This is a genomic window from Sulfurisphaera tokodaii str. 7 (assembly GCF_000011205.1).
Lineage (GTDB): Archaea > Thermoproteota > Thermoprotei_A > Sulfolobales > Sulfolobaceae > Sulfurisphaera > Sulfurisphaera tokodaii.
This window is the reverse complement of the sequence record NC_003106.2, coordinates 1,646,376-1,663,146: the sequence shown is the minus strand read 5'-3', so window position 1 is coordinate 1,663,146 and position 16,771 is coordinate 1,646,376. Positions and strand designations below refer to the sequence as shown.

Genomic DNA, 16,771 nt, shown 5'->3' with positions numbered 1-16,771 from the left:
AAAAAAGAGTTTAATTTATTATTGATTTTTTATCTTCAATTTTTGTGATAAATATTTAATAATATTTTCTTCTCTCATCTCGTTATAACACATGAGAACATAACCAATAGTGGGAACTAGCATATACATTAGTAATAGATAGCCGTATATTCCGAAAAATACAGTAGATATAAGCATAAAATAACCAATCCCTGCTGCGCTATTACCCTTAATAATGATAGAAATAATAGAAAATGTAATTATCCCTAAGAAGTAAACTAAATAGAGTAAGTGGGAAGGATTATAGATAGTTATACCGAGAGCTGACGGAAGTATCATTTCCATTAGGATTTGTATATATCTGTTTGTTATAATCTCATGAGCAAACATAACAAACGGATACATACTTATTAAGCCCACAATATAGGCAATAACACTCCTTTTGCTAATTATCTTTCTCCAAAATACAGTATAGACTAAAAATGTAATTGCAGAAAAAATGAGAAAATCTAAATAACTTATGTAAAGAGTAGTATGATAGAAAGTAATGAAAAATGACGCTATTAAACCTAATCCTACTAGTATTCCAGATGGGATAAGAAGTACTACTTTTACGTCACTTTTAACAGTAGCTTCTATCAGTGCCATAATAGCTACTATTATTATAAATATTTCAATACCGTAATAATATGTATAACTGACGTTTAAATACGCTAAAATAGGGGATATTATAAGCACTATTGATAAAGGTAGAAGAGCTTTTACTTTGTTAGATAAAAGAAGTGAGACTAGGATAAGAGAAATGAAAAAGATGTAAAAAGAAACTGCACCTATTCTAAGGAGGATCATTTCAGCAGGGATGTGAATAGGTAAGGCTGAAGGAAAAACGAAAGCTTCAGAAAACATAAATTGAAGAAATGCAGAAATGCCTAGAATTATAAAAAAATATTTTATATCTTTTTCTAAAAAGGATGAAATTCTCATCTTCTATACACCACATAGAGTATTACTAGAGCTAAAATAGCTATAACTGCACCAGCCACAGTCACATCTACTGTGGTTGATGGAATTGCTGCTGATGTAGAAGTGGATGATGAGACTGATGTAGTTGTGGTTGTTGTTGATGTTGGTGGTGTAGTTACCAACTGTAATGTTAAGAATGAGGATGTTATCGACTTATCAAACAATGTCTCTCCTAATTTACCTTGCCATACTGCGAAAGCAACATAATAGGTTTTCCCAACTGTTATATTAGGCATCCAATTAGCATAATTTGGTGGTACAGCTAATGGTCTAGCAAACTCTACAGTCCAATACCCATTACTCCATGTTGCACCAGTCCATATGAAGAATAGTGAACCATTTAATCCTTTAGATGCTACTGGTGTATACCATATTCCAGCACAATCAACCTCATACATATCAGTATTATTTGTGTACAAGGGTACAGCAAAACCATGATTACCTGGATCAACATATGGTAAACCAGTCAAAGATTCGTTCTGCCATAAATTCACTTTAAATGCTGGATCATAAGTGGAATTGTTCCATGTTGCTCCAGACACCCACATCCAAATATTAGCAGCACCTCCAGGTTGGGCTAAAGAGCCTCCAGCATACTTAAAAGTAACACCATCGAATTTTTGTCCGGGGTATTTACCACCTATATTCATACCGTCCTTACTCGGTGGTATTACACTACCCATATACCACATCATAGCAACCCTATCTGGATAGTACCATGTTGAATTAGTATAGTAACCATAAAACATGCCATCACTATATAATAAATCCTCCATAGGTCTCAAGGAGTGCCATAGAATTATTGAACCATTAGACAAGACAGTTATTTGAGTTCCATTGGGAGTAGGTAAAAGTATACCAGAATAGTTAAGAACTAATCTACCTTGATATGTCTTTCCATTTACAATTGAAATGTAATTTGTATAGTTCTTTTCTATAGTATATGTGGTTCCGGGAGTAAGCATTATTTGTCTAAATAAACCTGGACCAGCAGCTGGAGGATAAATTCCAGCTGCAGCTGCTGACCAAGCACCAAATGCCGGGTTAGGAGCATACCATTTTACTAATACAAATATCCATGATCCATTCCAAGCAGCCTTAACTAACACATAGTGTGTTAAACCAGAAGTTGGTGCCATTGGAATATTTGCTGTAAGGGAAATGTTAATCCATGGAATATTTGACCAATAAGATGCTGAACCGGGGTTAGATAAATCCGCTGTACCAACAACCTTGTATACTGGTATATCTGGAGATGTTTGTGCCATAGGAGTGTTAGTTACTGCCAATAATACTCCTAGTAGAAGAACTGAGAGAACAATACTTATGGTTAACTTGGTAGAAGGTTTTACACTCATTTTACCACATTTAATAAGTTAAGTAGTTCAACTCAAAAATGTTAATCGTTGGACTGATTATCTAATTTTACTTTTGTTGTCAAAATGATTTAATTAGTTAACTTTATCTCATAAATGGTTAACATTGTTAATCGCTAATACGTCTTATTTTTAATGTTTAGACATATAAACTAGAAAACAATCATATCACTCATGTGTTTATTGAGAGTTACTAATGTTACAAGACCTATAATATCAAATGATATTATTTTGCTTAAAGATGATGCATTTTCAAGGTTAAGAGATGAGGTTTACATAAGAGTATTAAGTAATGATAAAAGAGATGGTGAAATCAGTAAAAGTTATTTTTATTTTATAGTTGATAAGCTTAGGAAAATGGGACTCTTACTAGATAATGCTATCTCATTTAAAGTAGTAATTCCTTATGCTCCTGATGACAAGGGTGGGATTGTTCTAAGAGAAGGAATAATGTATATAACTAATAAGAAACAGTTAGTTTATTTTGATATATATGACACAACATATATCTGCGGAAGTTGCCCAGTTATTTTATCTTGTGTGCAAGGATTAAAGCAAATAGCTTATGAATTAGGAATTAAAATTAGAGATGATAATCCTAATTTAGCATGGTATAAAATATTAGAAAGTATTCAGAGAGCATTACTAGAAGCTTCTATGTCATTAAAGTTAAAATTAGAAGAGATTCCTTTCGGAAATAAAGTATGTTGCGAAGAAGAGGTGGTAAAAGAGAATGAACCCCAGGTTAATTTATAAATACTCAATAGTTAGCATAATAATTCTGTTTGTGACTTTCACTTTAGGGTTATTAAGAGCCTTAATTGATAATGGAATAATAAAGAATTATTATATGTCAGAAGAAGTACTAATTTTTCACATTATCTTTGCTTTGGCCTCTGGTGGACTGGGATACTACCTATATATCATGGCTTCAAGAACCGGACTTTTATTTCCGAAATTTGTAGCAACAAGTAATATTGTTTCAATAGCTGTTGCTGGATTTTCGGGGTTAGGGTACTTACTTACCCAAAACGATGAATTTACTAGAGTAATGCTTTATGGATTTGAAATATCACTAGCACTATCATCAATGCTAGTAGGGTATTTGTATTGTTTTATGAGAGTTTGTAGTAGGTAATAAGAATGGATTTGAAATATTTTTCTATCTTTTACGCCATTTATTCCTTGTTATCTATCATAACTCTTTACCTTAATTATGAGGTTATCAGTATTATAGGACTAATCCTAGCATTTATCTCAGTCTATTTTTTAAGAAGAGTGTTCAAGAAACTCACATCTAGACAAGAGTTTAAAATACCATATGCTGGTGCATATTTAATGCTTTTAGGTTATCTAGGAATACTTATAGGAATTCCCGTATCCTCAATATCTGTAGTTCATCTTTTAGGTTTAACTCTAGTATTAATTGGTGCACTATTCGTTGATATTGGAATACTAACTGCCCTAGTTTTAGGTAACTTCAGACTCTCAGCCTTTACACAAAATAATAGGTTAAAAATTATAGCAATACTCTTTCTTCTAGGACTTATAACAAGTTTCGATATAAAAATTGTAAGTTACTCATTATATCTTATCTCTTCATTTCTCATTCTGGCGGAATCTCTTTAAATATCTCTTCGATCCTTATTCCCTCCCTTTTCCTATATTCCTTCGATACTAGATAAACAATCACAGCTGTAACTGGAGGTATTAGAATAGTAAGTAAATCAAATACCTCATTACCGTTAAATATTATATTTCCAAAGGAGGGATTTGCAAAACCAAAATATAGAGTGTATATTACGGTAAATAACATACTAACTGAAGATAGTATTCCAATAATTCTGTATTTTCTTATAGAAGCAATACTGACAATAAGATAACTCCATAAGATAAACCATATTCCGTCTATCGCAAAGCTTACAGAATAGCCTTCGTAAACCTCTATCCATGAGAAAATCAAAGATATTGCAAATGAGAAAATTAGGGATTTTATTGGTGTCCCTTTCCATACGTCAGCAAAAAATGCTGGAAGTATTCTGTCAAACGACATAGAAAATAAAAGTCTTGAAGACATGACAAAATTTTGCATTGCATATAATAAATACCAGCTAAGAGAAGTAATGACAATCAAAATGACTACTAACGTGTTCGGAAACGAAATTGTTGCAAAGGATATTAAACTATTCGGTATTATTGGATAGTTCCATCCATTACTTTCAATCTGCAAATACATGCTTTTGCCTACAGTCATTTCTACAGAGATCACAATGAGTATACTGAAAAGCAAATTGAGAAACCAACTTAGAAAATAGCCGTAACGCATTCCATTTTTAGGTTTCTTAACTTCACCGGCAAAGTAAGCTGGAGCGTTAATAAATGCGAAGTAGCTAAGTATCATTATTTGTGTTAAAGCTAATGTTTGTGGTAAGTTGATTTTAGGATCTGTATAAAATCCATGGAAGTGAAATAACGAGAAAATAACTAAAATTGTGCTTATAATTTCTGCAAATGTTAAGTACCTTATGGCTTTAAAATATACTTTCACTGATAATGAGAGGACAAGAGTAACCAGGGTAAAAAATAATGTAAGAACGAACAAAAACGTCGGAGTACTTAGTATTTCATTTCCTAAGTTAATTAACCCTTCATTGTTTATCACATAACCAATACTTTGTAATCCTGGTACAACTACGTAAATTACCTCTAACATACTTAGTACCGGAAATCCCATTACAAAGCTCATAAAAAGCGAAACAGCCATTAATACTCCTCCGAAACCGTTTAGATTTCTAGATACAAATATGTAGTCAGCTGAAGCCCTACTATATTCTACAGATATTAAATAATAATTTATAACAAGGGGCAATGTAAATAAAGCTCCTAGTAGAACTGAAAGTAACCAACTTGCATTAGGTATTGTTGAAGCTACAAATAATGGATAGTTGAGACCGGCTATCGCTCCCATAAAGGATAAATTAAGTAATGTAATGTCAAGCGAGTTAAGTTCCTTTATAAGACCACTAGTTTTTCTTAGGAACACAAAAGGGGATATTAGAGTGAAAGATAAAAAATTAACTTTTTACTAATTTTTCTGTCTCACTTTCTCTCCAAGGCTCTGCTTTAGGTTTCCACTGTAAATCAGTCTTCTTCCCAGCTAACCTCTTTGCGACTTCCTCAGCATAGTTTAAGTCATAAAGTCTACTAAACATTATTCTTTGTGCTGCTGGACTTCCTGCACCGTGTACAGATTCAATTTGGAATGCAACACCCAGACTAACGTTTTCCAGTAATCTAACCATTCTTAATCTATCTTCAGCTGTATAACCCTCAACACCTTGTAAGTATTTGGCAATATATTCTCTTAATTTAGGATTCTTGAGATCCCACTCACTTGGTGCAGTACCTATTATTCCACCTGCAATATCGATAGATAACTGAGAAATCTGGGCTGGAAATCTAGCTACTAAATGTTTTGTAACATTAGCGTGCATAGGATTAACCCACCAACAATTATCGCAGACCTTAACTGCATTTAAACTAGCTGCAATTCCTGCAGAATACATGGTCTCAGTTAAGAATATCATTTCCGTTAGTTTTTCTTGTACATGTGAAGCTTTTTCTACTCCTAATTGTTTTGCTAAATTCATTGATGCACCAATAATTACATCTCCTAAACCAGCCTTGCAACCACCATATCCTTGTCTATGATATGCTGAGAATACTTCAACTAATTGTGAAGTAAACTCGTATTCTCCCATTAAGAATACTCTATCCATTGGTACAAAAACATGGTCAAAGATTACTAAACCCTCGTGGTTATAGAAGTACGGTAAAGCATCTATGTCACCACCTTCTAATCTTCTAGCATCATTTAATTGTCTACCAACTATAATTTTTATACCCTCAGTATCTGTCGGTATTGAAAATGCAACAGCATAATCTTTATCTTCTGGCCCCATAGCCCTAGTAGGTAAAACCACAATTTCTTCTGTTGCAGCTACACCAGTAATATTTGCCTTTGCACCAGAAACATAAATACCGTCTTTGGTAACTTCCTCAATTCTAACATAAGCGTTCTTATTTGGTTGTTGATGCGGTTTTAATGTTCTTACACCTTTTGCATCTGTCATAGCACCAGCTAATGCTAAATCCTTCTTTTGGACGTAACTTAAGTATTCGACAAATCTATCCTTATATTCTTTTTTACCTTTTTGAGCCATTATATTCGTCATAATCCACAAAGTGTTCAGAGCGTCCCATCCTACACATCTTTGGAAACATGCACCGGTCTTATGGCTTAATTTTCTCAGTAATTTCACTTTAGCAGCTAAGTCTTCTGGTGACCTGTGTATGTGATTAAATCTATTCACTTCTTCATTTATGAAAGGACTCCATGCTCTGGCTAATTCTTTTGTGTCCTCTTCCCAAGCAGCATCAAATGTTGCCTTAAATGCCATTACAGAAGGTTTCAAGAAGGGATGAGTGGTTACATCCTTTACTTCTTTTCCCATTACGTAAATTTCAGCCTTATTTCTAATTTTTATAGAATCTAAATATTGCTCTCCAGTTCTAATTGCCATAGGAGTATGTATATTTTAAAGTTTTTAAACTTTTGTATATGTTTCTTATGAACGATATTCAAAGCCTTTAGTAACTATAAAAAATTTTGACCATGACATAAGAAGAAGTTCCACAGACTAAAAATCATTACCAGTCAGGATATAACACAATGAAACTAACACATAGAATAATTTGAGCAATAATACAGCCCTTACCTTTAGTACTAACTATATAAGCAATCTATTTGTATTTTTAACCAGGCTCTGGCAATATGCCACGATAGGCAATCTATTTTATTAGTAGCGAGTAATTTATTTAAGAGTCTTCACACTTTGCCTAACCTCGTGATATTGATCTTTAGCAATAAACTTTATAGAAATAACTACAGTTCATCCAGATAACCGGGATGGAAATACTTATGTCTTACTTAACGTCTTATCAAAATTACTAGAAAAATGATAACTACGCAAAAATCATTTCTCACCCATTGAGTTGTTTTCTTAATTATCATTATTTCAAAATATTATAAATTTCTCGAGAATGGAAGAGGAAAGAAGTTTTTACTTTGCATATTAAGTGAAAATGTTATTCTCGTATTATAGCTTTTTAAATCTTGTTTTTTATTCTTATACAATGAAATCCTATTTACTTATTCCTCTTTTCCTAGTCCTTCTCTCAATCATCCCTTCATCTATGTTTATTATTCATACAGTCTCACAAGAATCAAGTGTTACTGCAGTACAACCATTAGGTATAACTACAGGTGGTAATTACTTATATGTTACTACGCTTAATGGTATCGTTACCTTAACTCCTAATTTATCAGTAGAGGATTTTATACCGCTTTATGGTTCTACAATACCTTTAATAGTAAATAACACTTTGTATGCGACTAACTATTTTAATAATATATTAAGTATAATTAAAGATAATGAAATTGTTGGAAATATTTCTTTAGGAGGAAACTTTAAACTCATAGGTAAAGCTCCTTCATTACCAAGAATGTTTTATGGATATGGTATGGCTTTCGATCCTCAAAAAAATATACTTTACGTTGCAGATAGTAACTTAGATTATGTAGTTGCTATTAACATTACTAATGATAATAAGACTTTCATTTACGGTTTAGAAGAGCCAACAGATATCATTTATTACAACGGGCTAACTTATGTATTATGTTATTATAGTGATCATATTGTAGTCCTAGATGGAACTCAAGAAATAGAGACTATAAATGTAGCTTTACCCCCCTCGATGGGAATTATAGTAAACAATCTAATGTATATATCATCCTTTGATTATAGTTACGTTATAGTATTAAACTTAACAAGTGGTAAACAAACTCTTATCCCTACTGGTAACAATCCCTATTTCTTTGCTTATGATCCAAATAATGGAAATGTGTATTTAACTGAATTTGGTGCAGGGAAAATTGCTGTTATCCACGATACCAGAGTTGTAGGAAATTACTCTATAGGTTCTCAACCAGCCGATATTATATACTTTAATGGTCTTTTATACGTGGTTCTATATGGAAATAACGAGATAGTAGCACTAAATCCTAATAATATGAGTGTAGTCTATTCCATTACTTTAACAGCTACTTATACTGATGCGATTGCTTATGGCTCATCAGTTTACGTTACAGAATATTATAATAATAGAATAGTTCAAATAAATTCTTCTGGGGAATTTGAGATAAATCTAGATTCAAATCCTTATAGTATAACTGAAGGTAACGGAATCATTTATGTTACTTGCCCTAATTCGAATAGAGTAATCGAATTATCGCCAACATTAAAAATACTAGGCTACATAAAAATCGACGATCCTACGTGGATAATTTACTATAATGGATATTTATATGTCACAAGTTACAATAAGAACCTTCTATATGTCATACCCCCTTACGGGGGGAATATTACTATTAGTACTGGTAAAGGACCAAATTATATAACCGTCTATAATGGAGAAATAATAGTTACTGATCAATTATCTAACCAGCTTACAATTTACCAAAATGGCATAACAAAAAATATAAACTTGAGTTTTCGCCCTCTGAGTGTTATAGGTTATGACGACTACATTTACGTAATAGGGAACGATAGAATAGCTATATATAATGATAACTTCACGCTGTTAAACGTTATTTATTTTACACCCGTTAGCTTACCTATTCCAATTCTACCATTTGAAGAAGCATTAGTCTATAACAACTCAGTTGTTATCGCTTATGGAAATAATTTAGGAATATTTAAAGGAGTGAACGAGATATCCTCTTATCACTTTAATACTACGATTATGAGCGTAACAACGCTTAATGGAAATATTTATGTATTTTCACCAGAATCAGAAGTAGTTATATTACAAAAACCTCCCGTATATTCACTAGTAATTCATGAGGAAGGCTTACCTAAAGGGACTGAATGGGGGATCGAAATAAATGGAAGTGTGATTAAAACCATTAGCTCGACATTAATATTAAACTTAACTGAGGGAGTTTACAATTTAACAATTCTAATACCGAAATATTACTATTCTAATATTACATACGAAATTGTAAACTTAACATCAAATCTTACAATTTCTGTTCACTTTTCAGCAATATTATTCAAAGTCTTATTTGAAGAAAAAGGTTTACCTAATGGAAGTCAATGGGGAGTAATAATAAACGGAACTAAAATATTATCATCCAATATTTCAATAGTCTTAACTTTACCAGAAGGTATTTATAACGTGAGTATTATTAGTCCAGTCTTCTATAAAACTAATCAGAGCGTTATGATTATTAATATATCGGGTAATCAAACCTTTAAACTACTATTTACACCAATTCTTTTCAACGTGATATTTAATGGGTCTGGATTACGTAATGGCATGGAATGGGAGGTAATAATAAACGGATCTACTTATTCGACGAATTCCTCCACACTAATTATTAAACTACCACATGGAATATATTCATATACCGTTATAGCCCCTAAAGGATATAATTCCTCAATTGTTAGAGGAGAATTTACTTTAAGTAATAACTTAACAATTACTATATCATTTCAAAAAATTGTTATAAACACTTCAACTAGTACAACAACTAAAGCAACAACTACAAAAACAACAGCAGTAACTACTTCATCCTCTTTTACCTTTGTTCATTCAAATAATTCTACTAATGTTAAAGTGTATATTGGAGTCTTATTAATCATTATAATTGGGGTTATCCTTTCGGTATTTATAATGAGAAAACGTTAAGTAGTTTCGTATTTTATTTTTATTACCTGATCTGGGTAATATATATTATAGGTTCTTAAAGTAAGGTAAAGTTTATACTCTTTTCCTTTTAATAACCCTAATAAAGCTACTTTATCGAATTTTATCAAAACTTGGTTGTTTCCTATCTGTAAGCTTTGAGGCTGTATAGACAATGGAGAATACGGTAAATTTTCTATTTTTACTGAAGAAATTACGCAAGGCTGAGAGACATAAATATTAAGGTATACTGTGCCATCAGACTTCAATATTCCGTTTCCGTTAATTACAAAAGTAGTCTGTGATTGAGGCATCGATGTTGGCGTGTATGATTGGGATAAGGTAGAGGGTAATACTTGTTTTGTCGGTTGTGGAGATGGAATCTTTTGCGTTTGATATGGCTGTTGCTGTACACTTCTAGTCTCTTGTGACTGTAACCTATGTACCTTAACAGTTTCCTTATAGTAGATGGGATGGGTTATAGTTAGTTCCTCATTTCCTTGAGTTTTTATTTTACTTGAGAGAACATTTTTAGTTGAAGGGGCCCTTATATTTGACATGAGCGGAAAATAATGAGCAATTTGTTGTGAACTTATCTTCCTTAAACCTAAATAGGCTATTATATATCCAAAATACGATAAAACTACAGAAGTTATTAGCATTCCTCCGTTTTTTAACGTAGAATTCTTCATTAGCTCTCCTAATCTCATTAACCCTATTCCTAAAAATATATTGCCACTAATATAGAATATTAGAGTTAATATTTCAGCTGAAATCCAGGCTAATATAGTAATTATATTAATAACTGAAACCAATGCAGATAATAAGACTAATAAATTGCCAGTAAATAAAAAGATTGAAGCAATAACATTTAGTAAAGCACCTAATGTAGTGTTATGATCTAAATTTAATACTCTTAAACCTATTCTAATTCTATAAAAAGACGCCATATTAATAATACCTAAAAAAGCTCCGCTTAAAATCATTGGAGAAAATATTGATAGGAGAAATCCATTAATTGTCACGTTCATGGGCGGTGTGATTCCAAAAAGTAAGGATATATACCAGATAATAACTGCAAGAGGTAAAGATAAGATAATAATTAGCATACCTAAACTGAGATATTTAATTGCAGAAGAGCTCATATGATAATCGTGGACTATGTTAATAAAAAATTTTAACGTTAAGTAAAAGTCAAGAATACTTTTACAGTTTGGCCATTACTTAATACTAACGTAACTGAGTAAACACTTCCCCTAATAAAACCTGTTAATGGTGGAAATTGTATTGTAACGGTATTATTACCAGGATTCAGAATATATGGAGTTATTTTATCCCAACTTACTGAAATTAATGTATTATCTATAGAAGCCGACTGGATCTGTAATTGCGTAGAGGAATATAAGACAAGAGAAGCCTTACCGTCAGCAGATAAACTTCCAGTACCTACTTGATAAACTGAAACACTCGGTGTGGGTACAGCGGGAGTAGGTCCTATTGGAGATGGTGAAAGTCTTTTCAAAACATCATCTATACTAATATACGTCAATATCCATCCAACAAAATTAATCCCAGGGATAATTATTAGAATTCCACCAATCCACATTAAATCGGATTGATAAAATCTACCTAAGTTATATATAGAAAGTCCAATTAATAAACCACCAATAAATTCTAGTAGGACACCTAAAACTACTAGTATAGTTCCAAATATAGCTAGAATAGGACTTATAGAGAATAACCCTACAATACCTATAATACCACCTAAAAAGATTATAATATATCCCCACGGTAGTATATTAGCTCCGGTTATACCATTCCTAACATCTTTACCAGTTTGTAAAAATAGGTTAAAGGCATCTTTTAGCTTAGGAATCGCTACAAACAGTAATATTATGAAAGCTACAATGGAAATAACCTCAGAAAAAACCGTTACTACCCCAATAAACCCAATAAGAGTTGCTATTATAAACCACAGCGAAGCATCTTTTAGCTTATTTAACGCATTTACGTCGAGATTTACAGACATTATTCATACTTTACTTAGAGAGATTAAAAACTTACTTATCACTTCTTTGTTTATTACCCATATATTTTATATACTCTAAAACTCTAGGAATATTTATTTTCATTGGACATACTTCCTTACAATTACCTGAGTGAGTGCAGTATAGAGCCGGTTTGTAATCATTATAAATAATATAAGACCACATAGCACCCATCGGTCCACTATAAGGAGCATCTCCCCAGTTCCCGTCTAAAATTCTATAGATTGGACAGTGAAGATGACATCTTCCGCATCTAATACAGAGTAGGGCTTCCCTTAGAATTGGATCCTTACTTGCCTTTAACCTACCGTTATCTACTAAAATAAGGTGAAACTCTTTAGGGCCATGTGCAGGGCTAACTCTTTTCATCTCAATATCTCCAGTGGAGCTGGGACCAGAAGTAACGTTAATATACGTTGGGGGATATAAACCAGCATAAGCTGCTTGAACTAAAGCCTCAATTAAAGCGTCTTCAAGAGTGGGAACTATTTTTTCGACACCAACAATTGCTATATGAACTGGTGGGACTACTGTACTCATTCTAATGTTTCCCTCATTTTCAACAAGAACTATGGAACCTACATCTGCTGCAACTGCATTTGCACCAGTTATTCCAACATTAGCTGACAAAAACTTATTTCTTAAAAATTCCCTAACCTTTTGCACAAGCTCCTCATGAGAAGAACTCTCTGAAACATCAAAGCCCAACTTCTCTTTAAGCAGTTTTGCAACCCTCTCTTTTGTCATATGAACGGCTGGAGCAATAATATGTGAAGGTGGTTCATCAGCTAACTGAATTAAAAACTCTCCTAAATCTGTTTCCCAAACCTCATTTCCCAGTTGTTGCAAATATTTTCTAATTCCCGATTCATACGCAACCATTGATTTTCCAAACACAACTATCTTTCCTTTTCCAACTATCTTTCCTACAATCTCCTTAGCTTCTTCAGCATTATTAACAAAATAAGCATTACCACCAGTTCTTTTCACAGACTCTAACGTTTGTTCTACATAAGTTTCTAAATCAGACAAAACTCTCATTTTAGCTTCTCTGAGTTTCTTAGCAAGATCTAGAATATATTTATGATTTTCAAGTATTCTGTGAACTCTCGGTACATTATTATTTATTGTCCTTTGTATTGCGATTTCCCAATCTTGACTCATTCAACCACCTCAATCCAATCTTTTACATTACCGTACTTTGAAAGGTTAGCATAGCACATTGGGCAAACTACAATAATATTCTTACTAAGCTTAGACAACTGTTCTACCCTAGCTTTAGCAATTTTATCACTTAAATCTGGATTAATTGGCTTTATAGGTGAACCGCAACAGAATGAAGTATCTATGCCAGTAATTAACTCGTCCTCCACAATCTTTATACCAGCTTTTCTAATTAAATCTCTATATGCATCTCTTAAATTAAGGAAGCGAGAGTAAAGACAAGAATCGTGAATTACGAAATTTTCTTCCTTGTTTACTCCTTTTACATCTTTTACAAGTTCTAGGTAACTGACTATCTCTAAATCAAAGTGCTCTACGAATTCATTATACCTTGAAAGCGCATTATGAGTATGAGGATCGACTGTTATTATTCTTTTTATTCCCTTGTTCTTGAAAAAGTTATATACACTTTTCGCGTATTGACCGAATTCGTCTAAATAACCTAATTCAAGAAGTATGGCTCCACTATACGGCTCTTCTTCATAAAGATATGCGAAATTTAACCCATTTCTTTTAAGAAGTTGAGCTATTTTGTTCAAAATTCTGTAAGCTCTTTCTATCTCATCTTTGCTAGGCTTAATAAATCTACCTAAAAAGGATAAGGATGATAGCTTTTCAGCATATGGTATGAACTTCGAATAGACCTCACTTAAAGATGCTGTTTGGTACATGCAAGAAGTATAAAGTATTGTTTCCCCTTTACTAGGTAAATCTTTCGCCCAGCCAGCGCATATCTTTTTATCAATAGGATAGGGAAAAGAATATTTTTGTAAATTATCATAAATTAATTTTCCCAGCATATATTGTAGTTTTTGGGACGAAATAAAAATATTTGCTTATTAATTTTTCACGTTACATTTATCTATTAGCTCTAACAATTCCATATTCCTTACAATTCTATGCTTCACCTATAAGATATGCAATTTCAAACTTAATCATTACATAATTTTTAATTAGCGAGATTTTTTGAATTATTAAATTAAATAAATATTGAGAAATTATAAATTAAATTAAATCATAAATTTTATTAACATTCCAAAGCATGATTAGTAGTTTAAGGAAATTCCCTCACCATAAAAAATTATAATATTTGCTCATTAACCAATAAATACTTTGAATTTACTTCCTTACTTTATTTCGTTAATCACAAGGAATTTTCAGTTAATAAGACAATATATCTTACATTTGTTTAACGTAACGTAAAAATGTAAAGATTTTCCTATAAGTGCTACATGATTTTTGCCAATATTTTAAAATTTTCCTGAATGTGCACTCAAATTTGAATTAGTACTTTTGAACAACGAGAAATTAATTAGGAATAAAGTATTTTATGTTGTCTGAGATAGTAATATTTATGAAAAGACTACTCAAATGGTACGCAATATACAGATTAATATTGTTTTTCCTTAAAAGGAGAAGGAGGTGAGGGAGAATTTCATTCATGTATTATTTAGGAAAAGAATTACAGAAGAGAAGTGAAGAACTAAGTAGAGGTTTCTATGAGCTAGTCTATCCACCAGTTGATATGTATGAGGAAGGAGGATACCTAGTAGTAGTCGCTGATTTAGCTGGTTTTAACAAGGAGAAAATTAAAGCAAGAGTTAGTGGACAAAACGAATTGATAATAGAAGCAGAAAGGGAAATTACCGAACCTGGAGTGAAGTACCTAACTCAAAGGCCAAAATATGTTAGAAAAGTGATAAGATTACCCTATAATGTTGCCAAAGATGCTGAAATATCTGGGAAATATGAAAATGGTGTACTAACAATTAGGATACCGATAGCTGGGACATCTGTTATAAAGATAGAATGACTTAATTTTCTTTTTTAAACCCTATTTATAGTTAATGCAAATATACCTATTAATATTGAAACAATAGCATCGTGAGACATTAAGTAATAAATTATTGCTATAATAACCAATATAGGGGCTATAATACTACCCCTATTACTCTTCTTAGCGGGCACTACAGGTTTTTCTAGTAAGGATAATCTAAATTTTTTTATCGCTGCTTCCATCGTATTTCTGATATCATCAAACATGGCACTCCATTGAAGTCCTTCTTCTTCAATTAACTTCTGTAAATTTACAAAGAAATTAAAATCTGGATCTATTTGTGTGCAAGTACCTCCAAGTACTGATGTCATTCTTATATATATTGCTAACTTTTCTGGTATTTTTAGTGGAAAACGATAAAATACTTCATTTGCCGCGTTAAGGAAAGTTTCTACTTCTAGGGTTTCTACTGAAATTCCCTCAAATGTTTTTAAGAATAGCTCTATACCTTTTGCTAATATTTCCCTATCTGCTTCAGGCTGAATAGCCCCTAATTCTTCAAGGACTTTTACTAAACCTATTGCGTCTAGCCTTATTAGGGCAGCGTAAGCTCTTAAAAGTCTATTTCTTGTCTCTTTATCCATTCTTCCAACCATTCCGAAATCGTAAAGTATTAAATTCCCTTTTTCATCAACAGCTAAATTCCCAGGATGAGGATCAGCATGAAAATACTCTTTCGTTAATAATAATAACATAAAAGTTCTAAATACCCTGTATGCTAAATAATCGGGCTTTACAATCTTTTTAGCCTCTGGAGAAGTGACTTTATACCCTTTTAAATATTCCATGATAAGTACTCGTTTAGTCGCATAATATGATTCTGGCACAATAACATCGGGAAATTCTTCAAGCTCCTCTTTAATTTTTTTCATGTAGAATGCTTCTTTAGTAAAATCCATTTCTTCAAATATTCTCTTACTAAAGTCATTCACTATTGCCCTTAAACTTTCATAAAAGGACTCATCAAATAGATACTTTGTTAAAGGTAATAAATTCTGGATAACTTTTACATCTCTTTCTGCGATTTCCTTAATTCTAGGCCTATTTACCTTAATCACTACTATTTTGCCGGACTTTTTTTCTTTTGCTAAATAAACTTGACCTATACTTGCTGAAGATATTGGTTTCTTCTCTATTTCATATTCATTAAACTTCTCCCCTAAATCTTCTCTAAGTATAGGTTCAACTTCCTCCCATGGTGCTGGAGGAACTTCGTCTTGTAATTTAGATAATTCCTTTAGATAAGGTTCCGGTAGAACATCAGAATGAACAGAAAGAACTTGGCCTAATTTAATAAATGCTGGTCCTAAAGAAATAAACGCTTCAAGTAATTTTCTTCCTTCTTTTCTCATTTCCTCTTCATCAATTTTTTCTCCCTTAAATTCCCTCTGCCTAAATTCTCTAAGCTTCAGAACTCTAGGTGCTAATTTAATTATTACTTGAAGCTCTCTAATCATATATAGAAATAAAAAATA

Annotated in this window: 14 protein-coding genes; 5 read left to right on the top strand and 9 right to left on the bottom strand. The window is 32.3% G+C overall.

The window, feature by feature from the left end; genetic code table 11:
• Nucleotides 1-18: 18 nt before the first annotated feature.
• Together cbsB and cbsA are read right to left on the bottom strand one after the other, a co-directional pair.
• Complete coding sequence (gene cbsB / locus STK_RS09300) at nt 19-963, bottom strand: cytochrome b558/566 subunit B (protein ID WP_010979724.1); 945 nt, start codon at nt 961-963, stop codon at nt 19-21.
• Nucleotides 960-2,360: a cytochrome b558/566 subunit A gene (gene cbsA, locus STK_RS09295; RefSeq protein ID WP_010979723.1), complete on the bottom strand. Its 1,401-nt coding sequence runs from the start codon at nt 2,358-2,360 to the stop codon at nt 960-962. The genes cbsB and cbsA overlap by 4 nt, the downstream gene beginning before the upstream one ends.
• Before the next feature lie 192 nt (nt 2,361-2,552).
• On the opposite strand from cbsA, the gene STK_RS09290 reads away from it, so the two are divergent.
• The 3 genes from STK_RS09290 to STK_RS09280 are packed head-to-tail and all read left to right on the top strand — an operon-like array spanning nt 2,553 to nt 4,007.
• The gene (locus STK_RS09290) at nt 2,553-3,134 is read left to right on the top strand and encodes a hypothetical protein (RefSeq protein WP_010979722.1); all 582 of its coding nucleotides are present in this window, start codon (nt 2,553-2,555) and stop codon (nt 3,132-3,134) included.
• Nucleotides 3,112-3,516 carry a hypothetical protein gene (locus STK_RS09285; RefSeq protein WP_010979721.1) on the top strand — a complete coding sequence of 135 codons (405 nt, stop codon included), beginning with the start codon at nt 3,112-3,114 and terminating at the stop codon, nt 3,514-3,516. Before STK_RS09290 ends, STK_RS09285 begins: the two co-directional genes overlap by 23 nt.
• Before the next feature lie 5 nt (nt 3,517-3,521).
• Entirely contained in the window at nt 3,522-4,007 is a 486-nt protein-coding gene (locus STK_RS09280) for a hypothetical protein (RefSeq protein ID WP_010979720.1), read from the top strand.
• Here STK_RS09280 and STK_RS09275 read toward each other — a convergent pair.
• Together STK_RS09275 and STK_RS09270 are read right to left on the bottom strand one after the other, a co-directional pair.
• A complete protein-coding gene (locus STK_RS09275) occupies nt 3,985-5,421 on the bottom strand; it encodes a hypothetical protein (RefSeq protein WP_010979719.1) in 1,437 nt (478 codons plus the stop codon). The genes STK_RS09280 and STK_RS09275 overlap by 23 nt on opposite strands.
• 31 nt (nt 5,422-5,452) lie before the next feature.
• Complete coding sequence (locus tag STK_RS09270; RefSeq protein WP_010979718.1) at nt 5,453-6,961, bottom strand: 4-hydroxyphenylacetate 3-hydroxylase family protein; 1,509 nt, start codon at nt 6,959-6,961, stop codon at nt 5,453-5,455.
• Nucleotides 6,962-7,574: 613 nt separating this feature from the next.
• On the opposite strand from STK_RS09270, the gene STK_RS09265 reads away from it, so the two are divergent.
• Nucleotides 7,575-10,190, top strand: a complete 2,616-nt coding sequence (locus STK_RS09265; protein ID WP_052846623.1) for a hypothetical protein — start codon at nt 7,575-7,577, stop codon at nt 10,188-10,190.
• On the opposite strand, the gene STK_RS09260 is transcribed toward STK_RS09265, so the two are convergent.
• From STK_RS09260 to STK_RS09245, 4 genes are read right to left on the bottom strand one after another with little or no spacing between them, the layout of a single operon-like run.
• Nucleotides 10,187-11,332, bottom strand: coding sequence for a DUF973 family protein (locus tag STK_RS09260; RefSeq protein ID WP_010979716.1), 1,146 nt, complete (start codon nt 11,330-11,332; stop codon nt 10,187-10,189). The two genes, STK_RS09265 and STK_RS09260, sit on opposite strands and share 4 nt — an antisense overlap.
• Before the next feature lie 38 nt (nt 11,333-11,370).
• Nucleotides 11,371-12,216 carry a DUF973 family protein gene (locus tag STK_RS09255; protein ID WP_010979715.1) on the bottom strand — a complete coding sequence of 282 codons (846 nt, stop codon included), beginning with the start codon at nt 12,214-12,216 and terminating at the stop codon, nt 11,371-11,373.
• A 31-nt stretch (nt 12,217-12,247) separates the two neighbouring features.
• Nucleotides 12,248-13,399 carry an LUD domain-containing protein gene (locus STK_RS09250; protein ID WP_010979714.1) on the bottom strand — a complete coding sequence of 384 codons (1,152 nt, stop codon included), beginning with the start codon at nt 13,397-13,399 and terminating at the stop codon, nt 12,248-12,250.
• A complete protein-coding gene (locus STK_RS09245) occupies nt 13,396-14,259 on the bottom strand; it encodes a (Fe-S)-binding protein (protein WP_010979713.1) in 864 nt (287 codons plus the stop codon). Before STK_RS09245 ends, STK_RS09250 begins: the two co-directional genes overlap by 4 nt.
• A gap of 641 nt (nt 14,260-14,900) precedes the next feature.
• On the opposite strand from STK_RS09245, the gene hsp14 reads away from it, so the two are divergent.
• A complete protein-coding gene (gene hsp14, locus STK_RS09240; protein ID WP_010979712.1) occupies nt 14,901-15,272 on the top strand; it encodes an archaeal heat shock protein Hsp14 in 372 nt (123 codons plus the stop codon).
• A 14-nt stretch (nt 15,273-15,286) separates the two neighbouring features.
• Here the strand turns inward: hsp14 and STK_RS09235 are convergent, their stop codons facing one another.
• The gene (locus STK_RS09235) at nt 15,287-16,753 is read right to left on the bottom strand and encodes an ABC1 kinase family protein (RefSeq protein WP_010979711.1); all 1,467 of its coding nucleotides are present in this window, start codon (nt 16,751-16,753) and stop codon (nt 15,287-15,289) included.
• Nucleotides 16,754-16,771: the final 18 nt, after the last annotated feature.